A 15,105-nucleotide genomic window follows, 5' to 3' on the forward strand; every position below is an offset into this window, starting at 1 on the left:
TGTATATGCTATAGATAAATTATCCTGCCGATGATGATACCGACAGGATAGTTTTTTATAGAGGATTGAAAATCCTGATAGGAATTACAAATCCCAAAAGACAAGAATATTTTATTATTTTAATCGTGTATCAAATAATTTAGATTCTCCATTAACTTTTTTTATTGTTATAAAAGTTTCACCTTTATTCTTAATAATAGAATCTCCTATTGAAGCATACATCCATGCTCCCGGATAATAATCTGCAAAAAAGGAGTATGATTGGTCATATTCTTTTATATCAAATGTTAGGAGTTCATGATTTTTTCGATCTTTATATTTGCGTTCAATGACTCCGCGAGCTCTCATATTAAGTGCTATTGTCCGATTCTCATTACAATTACAGAATAATAGAACAACTATAAAAAAAATAAAATGTAATGATATTTTTCCGTATCTCATTTTTTATATAAATAATATGTTCCTAATGTATTACCCAATCCAAAATGGCCTCCAACGAGGCTTTTTGAGCCAAAAGTTACCCCTCCTGAATATACATCCCAAGAAGTTCCATAATTATATGGACGTTCCATCCTAACAAAATTAGGATTTTTAGCACCATCTTGAGTTAATCCAACATTTACAAATGAAGCTCCAAGTGAAATGTCCCTGCTTAATCCTTCCAAGCTTGTTGCTGTCGGCTTCCCATCTCCTTTATATATGCCTTGTTTAATATTAACAGAACCCGAGATATCAAAACCTCCTCCAAAACCTATTGAAGGTTGAATAAAAATGCCATCTTTTCCTATTATTCCGATTGTGATATCCCCATAAAACCCTACAAAACAAACCGCAGAACCTGATAAAGAAATTGCCCAATAATCGAAAGGAGACTTAACAGGCGCATTCGCTTCAATAACCACCTGAGGAGTTCCCTTTTCGTCAGTAAGCAAAGGTTTATCCTGAATAAGGGCATACCCTTCTCCAGGATTGCTTACAACAGTGCCGTCTGCATACCGTTGAGCAGTACCATCCGGATTTACATGAACAGTGTCAGTACCTAATGGGTCAATTACTCTCATCGGGTTATTCCCTATCCAGGAATACGGAGACAGGTTATAATACTTCTCTGCATGCGGGTCTGGCGTAGGTGTGCGAGGTATTACAGGATCATACAAGCGGGCAAGATTATCATACAGGTTCAACTGGTGCATCTGATCTAATTCCTTACCATTATACTTGTACGGCTGCTTTCCCTGCTCTGCCAACGGTGTATCGGCAAAGGACATACCAAACGGGTAGTAGTGGTTTCTTTGTATAACAGTACCGCTGGCATTGGCTACCACTCTGTTGTTACCCAAGTGATCGGTCAGGTAGTAGTAATATACTCCACCCTCGATGTATCCTCCGGAAACCAGTATCCGCGTTTTATTCGTTATTGTAGAACCGCTCTTTACTGTTTCACAGATGATATTGCCTGCATAATCCGTATTCTTATAGTCAGCCAATCCATCATTTGTCGCATTGGACGGCGTTACCGTATAATTAGGATCGTATCGCTGCTCTGTCTTCAGCTTCACGCCTGAAGCCGAGTAAGTATAATAATTTTTAGCTTTGGCCGTCGGGCTGTTTATTATCATTACCTGCGGTAAATTTAAGAAAAAAAGTTATACATTTCTATTTCTTTCCTCCATAGCTAATTTCACATTCATTAACTATACATAGTTAAAAGGTAACAAAAGTAACAAACTTTTCAATAACTTTTATCCTGTATCTTTTCTGCTCCGCTGAGCAAATCGTATAATGTTATAGATAAATAATTGCTACGCAACACTCAGACGGGACGTCTGTGCGAACGGGGGTCATATAAAGAGTTCTGAACTTTGAAGTTTTGCTATTTTCTTGTCCTGTTTGTTTATTTCTATTTGTTTTAAAAATTCATCCCTATGGGTTATTACGTCATGTAAGTTTTGGAGCCAAGCATCCAACTTTCCATATTTCCATTCTAAAAAATCTGGATTATAATTTCTAACAAGTTTATTCAATTCTCCAAATATATCTTTGCACATATTCAACTCATTCACGTACAAAGCACCCAGAAATTTAGCTTCAAAAAGTTTGACTTGCCCTACAGGGCTAGCTCTTACTATTCCTTGAGAAAATTGCTTATCAATAACCTCAAATAATTGTTTTATAGAAATATCCTGATGTCCTAAAATTGATGCTTGTCTCTTAGTACACTCCACGGCTTCTTGAAAAAAAATGATATGTTTTGCGTAAGGAATATTAAACTGAAAACCTTTCTTATTATATATCTCCTGAATAAAAACAGGTTCTTCAAGACATCGCCTTATATCAGTTTTCCACAAAGGATAACAAACAAAAATTGGTCTATAGTCTTCTGATCGTGGAAGACTTAATATTTCTATACCCAATAGAAATGCACCACATATTTTATATAACTTATTTTGTGTATAGACAGACAAATCAGCAAAATTGTCAGACCAATCTCTTATAATTTCTTTCTTTATATTACTAGTTATCATTACGGTTTGATTATTTGTGTGGAAAAATTAGGAAAATTTCTTTGATATTTCAGCATTTGTGGTGTCATATTGAGTTGAGCTGGTGTCATGCCAGGATATCCAAATTTCCAATCATAAATAACTCCATTCGTATTATCGAGTACATCTAAAAAACCTCTGTTGCCAGATCCATTATTAAATGGTACCTTGAATTGCATACCTCTGCTTCCATATATACTTTGATAACGTTCCAACAAGTTTGTAGCATAATTGTGTTTCGCCGTTCCGGCGAATCTTCCTGTTCCTCCAATTGCAGCCTCTGCTTTCGTCGCCGCTTTCTGTACCAACTGTGCATTTGTGAGACCTTTAGTCGCCGTTTCCTCCGCTACAGAAGAAACTATAGCTTTTCCTAGAGCATTCGCAACACCTCTGCCCAACATCAACACTTCGAACTCAGGACTTACAATTTCCAAACCTTTCTCACCAATGAGGTTGCCATGATAGTCATAGATTGATCCATTTCTTTCATATTTGCCACCATTGGGTGTAACTACAACATCTGCAAGCTGCACAGACACTGAAGTATTTCCACCATTACTTACACGTAACACTTCCTGATACGGACTCTTGTTGCCCAAGATGTTAGCTAAATTCTGATAACCCGGAGTCGGTTTATATGTACTTTGAAAATAAATACTATCCATCCCTGTCGGATCGATAAATTTCATCGGATTATTCCCTACCCATGAGTAAGGCGACAAGCTATAGTAATTCTCCGCATGCGGGTCAGGCATAGGTGTGCGAGGTATTACAGGATCATACAAGCGGGCAAGATTATCATACAGGTTCAACTGGTGCATCTGATCTAATTCCTTACCATTATACTTGTACGGCTGCTTTCCCTGCTCTGCCAACGGTGTATCGGCAAAGGACATACCAAACGGGTAGTAGTGGTTTCTTTGTATAACAGTACCGCTGGCATTGGCTACCACTCTGTTGTTACCCAAGTGATCGGTCAGGTAGTAGTAATATACTCCACCCTCGATGTATCCTCCGTCAACCAGTATCCGCGTTTTATTCGTTATTGTAGAACCGCTCTTTACTGTTTCATAGATGATATTGCCTGCATAATCCGTATTCTTATAGTCAGCCAATCCATCATTTGTCGGATTGGTCGCATTGGACGGCGTTACCGTATAATTAGGATCGTATCGCTGCTCTGTCTTCAGCTTCACGCCTGAAGCCGAGTAAGTATAATAATTCTTGGCCTTTACCGAAGAACTATTGATTATCATTTGCCTTGGTAAATTTAACGAATTATATTGGATTTCGGTAATCCCCTTATTCAAATCTTTATTCATCGCCCCATTGGCATTGTAGGTATATTCGTTGGCCACATTACTGCCATTCTTAAAGTCCATTGATTCAGCAATGCTGATGGCTGCTGCCGCCTCATCGACCCTTGTCATCTGATTGCCGGCATAAGTCATTGTCAGGTTATCAATCAATCCGTATTTCGCGGCATCGATATTACCATAACGTTGCAGGGTTTTCATATTCCCATGCTTATCGTAACTGTAGGCTGTCTGATAGATCGGGTTGGTTGGGGTGGTTGCATTATAAGTCTGTACGGTACCGTTGATCAGATAGCCGGCTTTTGTCAGCCGCGACAGGTTGTCATAAACAAAGGCGTAACCGCGTGGATTGGTCTCGGTATTATGCTTCCAGCTCATCGCCGAGATATTGCCATTATACTGCTTGGTGCTGCCTCCGTAGGATTCATTATAATACAGCGTTTCGGTAAACAGCGGGCTGGTAATGGATTTTGTCCACGAACGTACATTATAAGCATAAGTAGCCAGCGTACCCGCTATCCCCCCTTTCTTATTTGTCTTTAGCCTTCCCAAATCATCATACGTATTTTCAGCCAGTGCGACTTGCGGTTTTACCGTTGTCCCGTCTGTCAGTTGGTGGGTGGTGGTCAATAATCTGCCGGCATGGTCGTAGATATAAGCATAGACTTCGGTCTGGGTATTCTTGCCCGTAGCTTGATGCACATGTTTCCTTTGGGTCGGTTGCCCCGTGAAGTTATAGGCGATGTATTCCTTTTCAATTCCTCCGGTCAGGTGGTTGTTGCCTTTTGTTTGTATCAGTCTTCCCCTGCTGTCGTAATACATCACCGAATAGAGGTACGTTGGAGATAGGGTTCCGTTTGCTTGGCATTGCGCGGTAAGGCTTCCTGTCAGCATCCCTTTGTTCTTATACTTATTGGCTTCGGTATAATCTGTACCATACCATGTACCGTAACCTGTTTCGGCGTTGTATTTGATATTCGGATCCGTATTGGCGGGTATTCCGTTTTTACCCATAAAAGCGTAATTGTCGTAATAATTTACACTGAGATATTCAGGGATTGTCCATGTAAGAATACAGACACCTGTAGGGCTACTATAGAGTGCAGCACAAGGCCCGATCTCGAATGAATACCCATAATTACCGGTACCATTGCTGAATTTAGCATAAAACATGATTTCCCCCCTCTCGACACACTCCACTATACTATTTGAGGTCAGCCCCATGGATGGAGAACCGGAGTTAATGTCGTCATCTATATCGAAGCCCGTGTTACTAATCGTGCCTGTAAGAACGGTCCTACCGAATTCGTCTGGTACCGTTACCGTCCATTCAGGTGTGGGCTTCTTATCTCTCTGTTCGCCGTCCTGTGTAAATATCAGCCTATCAGCCCTGTCGTAGACGTAGCGGATGGGTTCACATCCCGGAAGCTTTTTCCAGACGCAACGGTTACGATGGTCGTATTTATACTGGTAGGCCAATTCATTCAGCTTTGTTTGTGTTATCCCTTCATCCTGTATCCTCGGGGGAAGCACAAAGCATTGGTTGCCGAAGTCGTCATAGACATAATAAGTATCGAGAGGTGTTGTCCCGTCCATCTGCCGGGTAAGAACTACCCGCCCCAACTTGTCCTTGAACTCATAGGAAGTATTGCCGTCCTCATCCTTTACTTCGGTCACATATAGCTGTCCTGTAGCATAATTTGTAGTTTGTCCCAGGGTTGGACTCTGGCTTGTCCCTGTTATGAAGTATAGCTTGCAGCTCAGGGTGGCATTGCCCGCTATGTTCGTTTTATAAGCGGTTAACACGGCTTTTTCATCCGCTGTATTCTGCCAGTCAGACCCCGGCCCGAACTGTTTGACAATACGGTTTAATGGCGAGGCTTCATAGACAGGATAGGAATAAGGCTTCTGGTCGTTGGCATTGGTTGCCTTTATATATCCTTTCGCCGTTTCTAAAGGGACAAACGCCCCGTTGTTGCTTGTGCTTACCTTACCGGCAAGCCAACTGTTGCTCTCACGCCCGAAAGCGTCGTATTCCTGTATAGAGACGAGGTCTTTGCCATCCGGGGTGATGCCCCGCTGTACGGTTTGCATGGGACGCCCTAGGCCGTCGAAATACTGGATGGTTTCCATATAACGACTCGCATCGGAGGCTGTATAGGTCTTGGTCTGTATATAATTCTGATTGGAACTGACGGACGATACCGCCCCGGCATAAGGATCGCAGGTGGAAGCATTGACCGTCAGGGTCAGGCTCTTTCCCGTAGACGAGACAAAACTGAAGCCGGGCAACAGAGTTATACCCTGGCAGGCGGTCTCGCTGCCTCCGGAAGTACGGATAGTATTCAGGGTGAGGTTTGCTTGACTGTGCAAACTCAGGCTGAATACTGTTAGTAAAATATATAAGTATGTCTTTTTCATGTTAATACGATTTTAGGGTATGGTTCTCTTCCTCAAGTGCTTTAATACGCTTGTCCTGTGTAATCACATAGAGGGTCAGTTCTTCAATTTTCTGTAAAAGCTTAGCCTGCATTTCTCCTACACTGATGCCATTTTCCAACACCTCTTTCTCCGATGGAATACCGGGCAAGTGCTGCTTCTCGTTTATATGCTTTTCTACTTCCGAAAGTTTCGGTAAATCATAATTTTTATTGAAAACAAAATCGGACCAGCCGGTGGCTTCTATTTTGACTTCTTTGGAACGGATAGTACCGGCAAGGTTTAGACCCCAATTAAAGAAACGGGCAATCTCACGGCCATCATATACTGAAATACCTAAAGACCCTCCTATTTGTGATCCCCCACGATAAAAGTTGATACTGCTGTTTATCTGTCCATAGAACTTATGTTCAAGACTGAATGACTTTACATTTCCTTCCGAATTTTCCCCCTGTTTCACTTGTGTATAATATGACTTCACTCCTAAATAAGTACCATCGCCTGCACTATTTCCTTCATCCAAACGGGCTAATACGGATTTCAGGGTATTCTGGGATGAATCGCTGACATCGAGACGTGAACGTGGAGAATGTGTCCCAATACCGACATTACCACTCGGAGATATCGTTAAACCTTTATTTCCGGAATTACTATCTTTCTGATAATAATTCAAACATAATGCGTATCCCGGATAGGAATCCACATGTAAATTTCCATTTGTTACTCCGATGACGGCTTTGTTTTCTACTATACTAGAATTACTTCTTCCTAATTGTAGTTTAGCTGGAGATAGCCACTGGTTGTTTAGTTGTTGTAAAAGATTTCCGTTTACAGTCTGGTCTTGTGCATATGTAATTGTGGTTATTATAAGTGACAGGACAATTAAAATATTTTTTTTCATAACAATCGTTAGTTTTTATTGGTTTTGATAATGATATTCATATTTTTGGATAGTCTGCTTATTGGCAGGAGTGATAATGTTATCCTTATAAATATAGCTTTCTTTTAACCGCCCGAAAGCATCGTAATCGTAATAAGTCGTAATGCCCGAGGGCCCCTTGTGCTCAAGGATGCCGATAAAAGGTTTATATTTAAATGTTGATACTCGGAAATCTGCCGGTGACTCCCTCAATCCTTCTATTTTTGATATATCGGAACTGCTCGGCTCACTCTGTCCGGAAATACGGTTTATGAAAGATTTCGTCAATATCCTTTCTATCTGGTCATATGTAGCATTGTTGATTTCTGCTATTACATATAAATTGTTGTATCCCCTTAAATAGGTTGTCGGTATGCCATCCTCAGTCGTAAATTGAATAAGATTGCCATTGTTATCATATATATCAAATAATATTTTCCTTGACAATTTTGTATTATCCCTGAATGAAACGTCTATTGAACCGGGATTTACCGAATTATCGGGATAATTAATCTTCGTTACACCCGTCCATATATCCCCGACTTTATTTTCTTCTTTAATAATTGTAGATAGCATGTGCTTCTTATATAAGGCTGTTGTCTGTGGGGGATATGTATAAATTGTAGTGATATCTTTACCCATGCTGTTTTTTCTAGTTTTTTTTGTTACCATGCAATTTTCATTGAATACGTAGGAAATATCCGTTTTTATATTAGGGGTATTAAGGGTTATTTCATTATGGTTAAGCAGATAATCATAGGTATAAATATAATAGACTCCACCAAAAGCATTTTCTGAAAAGTCTGATAATAAATCAGTTGGAGGTGAAATGAAAACATTTATCGCACGGATTGGATCCGATGATAATTTTATATATTTATTATACACGCTTTTCACCAATGTATTGTTGCTATCATAAGTCAGTTCCGATGTCTTTTTACCTCTTTCTATATCCTTCGAGCAGAAAGGGGTATTCCTGAACGCAGGGTATCTCAAGTTTTTGGGATTGTTCAGAAAGATAACCGGAGGATCGTCAAAATGGGTATTTCCCCATATATCCGTATCAAAATTTGTAAAGGTATGCTTTATGTATCCGTTCGTATTTCGACCATTGGCATCATATTCTATTTCAGTCACTTCTGAATATCCCACAAATACGCCTTGTGTATTGAACCATCCCGCATTTGTAGCTTTCGACTCAAAAATTTCAATCTCCCGGTAACTGTAATTCCCTGTATCATGTGTAGGAAAAGGCCCTCTTCTTTTTATCTGAATTTTCTCATAGTATTCGGGAGTAAAAGACAAAATACCTGATGATTTACCAGATTGTATATTCGGATCAAAATTGAGAACGTAACAATAGCTTCTTGTATTAATTATCTGATTATTAATATCATAATTCGTTATTTTTTTTAGTCTCATTCCTCCCGGATAGAACTCATTATTGATAACAGTTTGTCTATCTACGGACAAATAGCCTTTTACCTTATTAGGCTCAAATTCAAATGTGGTTTTTCCTCCGGTAGGATATACAATGGACTTCAACATTTCGGCAGTTGCATATTTGCCAGTTGTATCGGCCTGCCTGGCATTTTTAAAGACGATACTGCGATTATACAATGAACTGTTCGCTGTCTTCTGCTCATGAAAATCATATTTGAAATAAAAAGAAAAATCTTTTCCGTTATAAAAGCCTAAATGGTCATAAAAACCGGATAAGTAGTTCGGGAGCTTGACATCGGTATTATAAATAAACTGATATTTCTGGTCTGTTCCGTTGTAATTGAGGGGTTTCTTCTCCAGGCCCACCAATTTAAGCCTTTCATTGAATGAATTTGTGTATTTCAATTCATATTTTATCAGGTCTAATATACTGATAGACTCAAGTTGTTGCCATTTTATCCCAGACAAGGAAGCTGCATATACCGGAGCATAAGGCTTTTCAATATCCAGAGGGAAAGGTTGTTCCCAATCTTGAAAAAACTTCGTAGGATAACTAAGCTCGACAGTATTCTTATATCTAAAAGTTACGAGATCTTTTTCATTAAATTTTATAGTCCTAAGAAGTACCGGCAATACTAATTGTATGTTAAGTACTCTTCCACAGCCAATATGAAAAAAGTTACTCTGTTGTGAGAATCCGAGGTTTGCATCAATTACAGGATCTACCGGTATATATTCGAATTCTACCTTTTCATTATTGGGTGTAATTATCGATGACAGGTACCATGTCGTTGAAACGGGTAACCTGGATTTTAACCTTTGTGTCGATTGGTCATAATATTCACAAGAATAGTCAATGGCATTTATACCACCGAAGACAAAAGTTATACCTTCCGGACTTACCAGTGAAAATTTATGGAATGTGGGACATTGGGATAATTCATCCTGAGTCCATTTCTCATGCTTGCTCGCTAATAATTTAGCAGCTATCCTTGTCTTATCGTAACTTATAAGCTCATGAGAAATTTTGAATTTCGTTTCGGATTTTACTTTCCAATTTCCTGTATGGTCAAGATAAAATGATCCTGAATAACCAAGAAAATTAAAATTGAATTCATCAGGCTCTATATCTTGATATGCCTTTTTTGCCGTTTGCATAACGGCTTCCATGTCTAATCTATGGGCGCTATCCCACGCCCCGAACTTATATTCATTATTTAGCCCATTATAAGGAAACAGATTAAACCAGTTGTCTGTTAAAAAGTCGGGAGAATGTACAAGTCCTATTCTTTCCTGTTCGTCTTGATATGAATGTTGAATGCGGGTTATACTGCCTCCGCAATGTAAACTCCATCCTAAGCCTACAACTCCCGGATGTATGTTGGGCTTAGCATTATGGATATGGTATTTCAGTCCGATAGGAACTTCCAACTTATCCAGTTTCAGGTCATATAACGGAATTGAGATGTCGGGTACGCCCGTAAATAAACTGACAGGTGTTGAGCCAAAGGTGCCAAGTGAGGCTGCACCGGGAGACTGGTAATTCTCAATACCCTTGTAATAAGCTTTACCCATTGCCATATCAGAATCTGAATATTGTCCATTCATCGTATTAATGGACAACAACATAGAACATATCAAAAATAAGTGTTTCATTTATTTACTTTTTAATAATAATTTCATTTACAAATGCTCCGTTAGCCGTAATCCGTAGCACATAGTTTTTCGGATGCAGGGAAGAACAGTCAATACTCTCGTAATACATGCCTGCCCTTTGTGACTTGGCTTTTACCTTTTTCACCGGCATACCCTCAATTGAATATAACTCGAAAGATACCTTTGCGTCTTCTTTTAGTTCATATTCAAGATTCAGGATAGAGGCTACCGGATTCGGATACATCTTACAGGTCATAATGTCTTCTAATGTGACCGTTTTAGCTGTAGGGTCTTCTGTTTTTTTCTCCGTTTCCTTCCATAGTTCATCCAGCAAGGCTAAATTCTCAGGGTCGGTATCCAGATAAAGATGGTGTTGCGGTGGAAAGAAAAAGGCTGTAGAAAAGATTTCCGTACTATCGGCTATATTGATATTTCTCACCGTCTCAAAGACCGGATAGCGGTAGCCCTTGCTGTACCAGCGGCAGGTCTCAAGGGATTTGCCTTTATTATCAGCTTCATTTGCTGTATAATTTCCTTCTCCGGGTATATCGTAAATAGTCTGTGTCGTCTTAACTCTTAGCACAGGGCTGAGCGTATCACCGGATGGCAGGATTATCTTGCCATAGGCATCGGCAGTGGTAGTCATAGTTCCTTGTGTATGGATATCCACCGTTCCCGAATACAGGCCTTCCGACTTATAGTCGGATGAAACACTCTGCCCGTAGTTCAGGGGGAACCGCATCAGTGTCATCGGGGAAGTGTAGGCCAGTTTTACGGATGGGTTTTCATGACCCAACTGTAACAGGGAATCATTTGTCAGATGGTAGTAATACATGGTATTATGCTCCGTACCTGTTACCAGTCCGTTGTCCGGTACATTCTTCCTGTTATAGCGCATATCCCCTACGATATAGACAGAATCGCCTTCCAATGGCGGCAAGTCATAAGCCAATGTGTATTCATCATTGATGGTATTCAGCTTACTGAAATCCCATACTTTGTTTACCCCGGAATTACCGGGATCGACATACTCGACCTGTTGCTTTATTAACACATCTCCCGAACGGAAGCGGTTATGCGAAGTGTTAAGCTGCCCGCAGACAGGCAATACAAAGCCTACAGACATTAGAAAGATTAATGTTCTTGTTTTCATCGGATTGGGCGTTAATATATTGTTGATGTTTTTATGTATTGAACGTTAAAATTAATTATTTTTTTTAAATAATCAATATGCTATCGGGATATATTTGATAACATGTGGTGTAAAAACGGGGCTTGACTTGACCTCGCATAGATTTAACTAACGGACCCGAAAAATAAAAAAAATATAGTTATAAAAGTAAGCTCCCTGCAATTTTATCTTTTACTAATTGCAGCGTTTTGTTGTATATATCATACACTTTCCTTTTATTACCGTCATGTGGATAATCACACAGAGGGTTTCCATCTATAAGTTTCCATCTGAATATATCCTGGGCCCTTTGCGATAGTCCATAAATATCACAAGCCTCTTTAAACCGTCGTTCTTTCTCCTGAAGCTCCTGCTCCCGTTCCAAATTATCGTCTCTTTCGTCAATTATATTTAGTCGTTGAAAGTCCACATCTATATAAGTACCGGGCTCCTGAACCTCAAGCCCATACTTTTGCCTGAACCGGGCAGTCTTGGAATACACGTTCATCTTTATTATAGAAAGGATATAGTTATCAAGTTCGCTGAATTCATTATTTTTATTCTTCCTCGAAAGCATTCCCTCGACCTTTTCCCGAAAATTATCATCACGTTCAACTCTGTCAAGAAAATCGGTCAGGGAATCATTTAGCAGATCATATTCAAGTCCGTGCATAAAATACACCTTTGAGCATAAAAAGATACAATTATCTAAAAGTCTGCTGTAAGTTTCGGAAATATATTTGTTTATTATATCGGTTGCCATCTGAATAAATATTATATTTGTTAAGCATTGAGGGGTGGTAACCGTGAGGTTGCTGCCTTTTTAATATATCCTGAAAATGAAAAAGGACAGCCTAAGCCGTCCTTCTATCAGTTGATCGTATTGTATTTTATTCTATCCTCATACAAACATAGTGAATATTTACATCGTGAAAGCCTTCGCCCACGTCCAAGTCCTTCAGTTTTATTTTGTACATAAAAACAGGTTGTGTTTGTGTGAAATCTTTTACATGCTCAAGGCTCTTTTTGTAATCGGGGTTTTCTTCTCGCTTTTTGGATATAGCATCCAAATCCTTTTGTTTCATAATAAGATACCCGCAATCCTCCGGATCACGTTCCACACCGTCTCTAAATTTCATAGCTTACTTAGTTGATTGTTTAGACAACAAAGGTAGGCAATAAAGAGGGTGAAGGCTAATAAAGAGGATGAGAGTTATTAACCGTTATTCTTTCTTGAGCTCTTTTAGTTCTTTTTTTATTGACTCGTTTTCTTTTTTCAAATCAATTACATATAAAGTCAGTTCCTCTATCTTTTGTAATAACTTAATTTGCATTTTATTTAGATTTAAGCCATTTTCCTGCATTTCTTCTTCTGACGGAATATCTGGTAGATGCTGATTTTCTTTAACAAAGGCCTCCACTTCGGATAATGTTTTTAAATTATAATCGGGTTTGAAAACAAAATCCGCACCTGTATCTACTTTTATTTCTATCTCTTTAGTCGTTAATTTACCGTCTATAGCGTGGTCACCTTTGCTATGAAGAACTTTAGCCCACTCTCCTTTTCCGTATTTGTCTGTTATTCTAACATACATTTGAAGGGGATTGGTTGCATATTCAAAAGCAATTTGAGCATTATAATATTGTGTGCTTATAACATTGTTTGCATATGTACAATTAATTCCCCACCACCATCGATTATTAGCAAAAGGAGAATCGGAATCTACTTTTCCTAAGATAGAGAAAAAACCTGAGGTATTCATATTTCCCCAACTACTTTTTTCAACAGATTTTAGTTCTTGCCCACTCATAATTAAGAGTGAAGAACATGAGAAAAGACATGCTAATACTATTTTCTTCATTGCATTTTTTTTATTAATTTTTACAAATATAAATATAGCTGTTAATATATTATCTATTTTTAAAAGATTCTCTTACTCTATAGGCTTCCATTCTGTAAAGTTTTCTGCTAACCAATGAATACCATCATGTGATATAGGATTTGACAAATGATATATACCACTACTGCTTTTACAAACTATCTGCTGTCCTATCTTTGGAAGTTCATCCGTTGCGAACTTTCTCCATCTGTTTTGGTGGAGGATGAAGTTTGCGCCAGCTTTGAATACATCCTTTTCATTGTAAACTGAATTGATTTGTTCACAATATTCAATACAGGCTTGTTCTATAAGTTTATTAATATCTGTCATGGGTTAATCTGTTTTTAATGATTCAATTTCTTGATCTATTTTTAGTTTCCGATATTCAAGCCTTTTTATTTTGGCTATTTTGGCGGAATCCGTCAGAATGGTAATGCCATATACAGTCTTAAATAAATCGGGTATTGATATTTTTAAATAGTCTACCAATAAAGTAAGGCTATCCAAATCTAAAGATTGTCTACCTTTCTCAATATTTCCGATTGATGGTCTTGATAGCCCTAGATGCTTTGCGATATCATCCTGTGTATATCCGATTTCCTTTCTTGCTTTTTGTATATATTCGCCTATTTTCATACCTCTATCTTTAAATCGTTTCCTGTTAGTGTAATCTCTAAGTCAATATTGAATATCTTATATAGGTTTTGCAATTGATGTACATATTTAAACTCTTTGAATAGCATATAAATAAAACTCTGCCATTTTTATTTCTAAAGAAAACTTTGCTGTATATTTCATTTCTTATCCTCCTATTTTGAATTAATTATTTTGTTACTTTTGGGGTATTATTGAATTGTTGATTATGAGTCGATCTAAAATCACAAAAAGAGATTTGATATTTCCTATTATAGCTTTTATTGCCGCTATTGCTCTAATAATTATTTATTTTAATTATAGTGACAAAAGAATAGAGGTACATATGAAAGGATATCTATATTTGCCAGATTCTGTTAAAACCGAAGTGAAGGGATTCGTTTTAAAAGAAAAATTCATAAAACAAAAAGGGATTACTCTTATAGACTTATCAAATGGTGGAAAATACATTATACATGATGTTTGGTTTATTAAGCGTGATTATTATATTTATAAACCTGTCGATATAGACTCTATATTTGTCTTTGATAGAAAGAACAAATTAGTCAATCCTAAAGTAAAATACTAAAAGCTTTCGTTCTTCTTTAACCATGACAGTAGGTATTAAAATTGTGGTGTAATAAAGTCCTTTAATTTCTCTATTAAATAGTTAAGTACGACGGTTACTCGAACGTCACTAGGTTATTCATAATACTTTCATTTCTTCTTTACTTGCTTTTACTATCTTATCGATATATAGCCTTACGGCGTTCAGAGTGTTTTTAATCCGGGGCGTATCATACTCCCGTCTCAAATTAGGATCGAGCATATGGTTATACCCCTCGCGGATAGCCCACCAGAAGTTATTCACCAGTTCTTTATCTATCCGGGCTTTTTCTTCCGGAGAGAGTTTCTGTAGTTTCTCCAAGGCTACAACCATATACGAACGCCCATAAGACAGCCGTTCAAACTCTCCGGTAGAATTGTTCTTTAAATAGAATACCGGTTCGGAATGATTATCTGTATAATAGACCGTTGAATAAAAATCGTAGTCATGTTGTATGAATACGGATCTATTGATATCGTATGGAAGTTTTCTCCGGTT

General features: G+C 38.3%; 14 protein-coding genes. 1 reads left to right on the forward strand and 13 read right to left on the reverse strand.

Annotation, left to right across the window (positions count from 1 at the left end; genetic code table 11):
* Window positions 1-114 precede the first annotated feature (114 nt).
* The 12 genes from B3317_RS09160 to B3317_RS09215 form a co-directional block, all read right to left on the reverse strand.
* Window positions 115-441 carry a hypothetical protein gene (locus B3317_RS09160; RefSeq protein WP_291110871.1) on the reverse strand — a complete coding sequence of 109 codons (327 nt, stop codon included), beginning with the start codon at window positions 439-441 and terminating at the stop codon, window positions 115-117.
* Window positions 438-1,619: an RHS repeat domain-containing protein gene (locus tag B3317_RS09165; RefSeq protein WP_291110873.1), complete on the reverse strand. Its 1,182-nt coding sequence runs from the start codon at window positions 1,617-1,619 to the stop codon at window positions 438-440. The genes B3317_RS09160 and B3317_RS09165 overlap by 4 nt, the downstream gene beginning before the upstream one ends.
* 222 nt (window positions 1,620-1,841) lie before the next feature.
* Complete coding sequence (locus B3317_RS09170; RefSeq protein ID WP_291110875.1) at window positions 1,842-2,525, reverse strand: hypothetical protein; 684 nt, start codon at window positions 2,523-2,525, stop codon at window positions 1,842-1,844.
* The gene (locus B3317_RS09175; RefSeq protein ID WP_291110876.1) at window positions 2,525-6,280 is read right to left on the reverse strand and encodes a DUF6443 domain-containing protein; all 3,756 of its coding nucleotides are present in this window, start codon (window positions 6,278-6,280) and stop codon (window positions 2,525-2,527) included. Before B3317_RS09175 ends, B3317_RS09170 begins: the two co-directional genes overlap by 1 nt.
* 1 nt (window position 6,281) lies before the next feature.
* Window positions 6,282-7,199 carry a hypothetical protein gene (locus B3317_RS09180; protein WP_291110877.1) on the reverse strand — a complete coding sequence of 306 codons (918 nt, stop codon included), beginning with the start codon at window positions 7,197-7,199 and terminating at the stop codon, window positions 6,282-6,284.
* A 15-nt stretch (window positions 7,200-7,214) separates the two neighbouring features.
* A complete protein-coding gene (locus B3317_RS09185; protein ID WP_291110878.1) occupies window positions 7,215-10,316 on the reverse strand; it encodes a hypothetical protein in 3,102 nt (1,033 codons plus the stop codon).
* A gap of 4 nt (window positions 10,317-10,320) precedes the next feature.
* The gene (locus B3317_RS09190; protein ID WP_291110879.1) at window positions 10,321-11,469 is read right to left on the reverse strand and encodes a T9SS type A sorting domain-containing protein; all 1,149 of its coding nucleotides are present in this window, start codon (window positions 11,467-11,469) and stop codon (window positions 10,321-10,323) included.
* A 178-nt stretch (window positions 11,470-11,647) separates the two neighbouring features.
* Entirely contained in the window at window positions 11,648-12,160 is a 513-nt protein-coding gene (locus B3317_RS09195) for a hypothetical protein (protein WP_291110880.1), read from the reverse strand.
* Between the two features lie 217 nt (window positions 12,161-12,377).
* A complete protein-coding gene (locus B3317_RS09200; protein WP_291110881.1) occupies window positions 12,378-12,626 on the reverse strand; it encodes a hypothetical protein in 249 nt (82 codons plus the stop codon).
* Window positions 12,627-12,710: 84 nt separating this feature from the next.
* The gene (locus B3317_RS09205) at window positions 12,711-13,349 is read right to left on the reverse strand and encodes a hypothetical protein (RefSeq protein ID WP_291110882.1); all 639 of its coding nucleotides are present in this window, start codon (window positions 13,347-13,349) and stop codon (window positions 12,711-12,713) included.
* A 72-nt stretch (window positions 13,350-13,421) separates the two neighbouring features.
* Window positions 13,422-13,697, reverse strand: coding sequence for a hypothetical protein (locus B3317_RS09210; protein WP_291110883.1), 276 nt, complete (start codon window positions 13,695-13,697; stop codon window positions 13,422-13,424).
* 3 nt (window positions 13,698-13,700) lie between these two features.
* Window positions 13,701-14,003, reverse strand: coding sequence for a helix-turn-helix transcriptional regulator (locus B3317_RS09215; RefSeq protein WP_291110884.1), 303 nt, complete (start codon window positions 14,001-14,003; stop codon window positions 13,701-13,703).
* A 226-nt stretch (window positions 14,004-14,229) separates the two neighbouring features.
* Between B3317_RS09215 and B3317_RS09220 the strand changes: the two genes are divergently transcribed.
* Window positions 14,230-14,589, forward strand: a complete 360-nt coding sequence (locus tag B3317_RS09220) for a hypothetical protein (protein WP_291110885.1) — start codon at window positions 14,230-14,232, stop codon at window positions 14,587-14,589.
* A 117-nt stretch (window positions 14,590-14,706) separates the two neighbouring features.
* On the opposite strand, the gene B3317_RS09225 is transcribed toward B3317_RS09220, so the two are convergent.
* A partial coding sequence (locus B3317_RS09225; protein WP_291110886.1) for a hypothetical protein occupies window positions 14,707-15,105 on the reverse strand: 399 nt, incomplete at its 5' end.

It is taken from the genome of Dysgonomonas sp. UBA7710 (genome assembly GCF_002482385.1).
Taxonomy (GTDB): domain Bacteria; phylum Bacteroidota; class Bacteroidia; order Bacteroidales; family Dysgonomonadaceae; genus Dysgonomonas.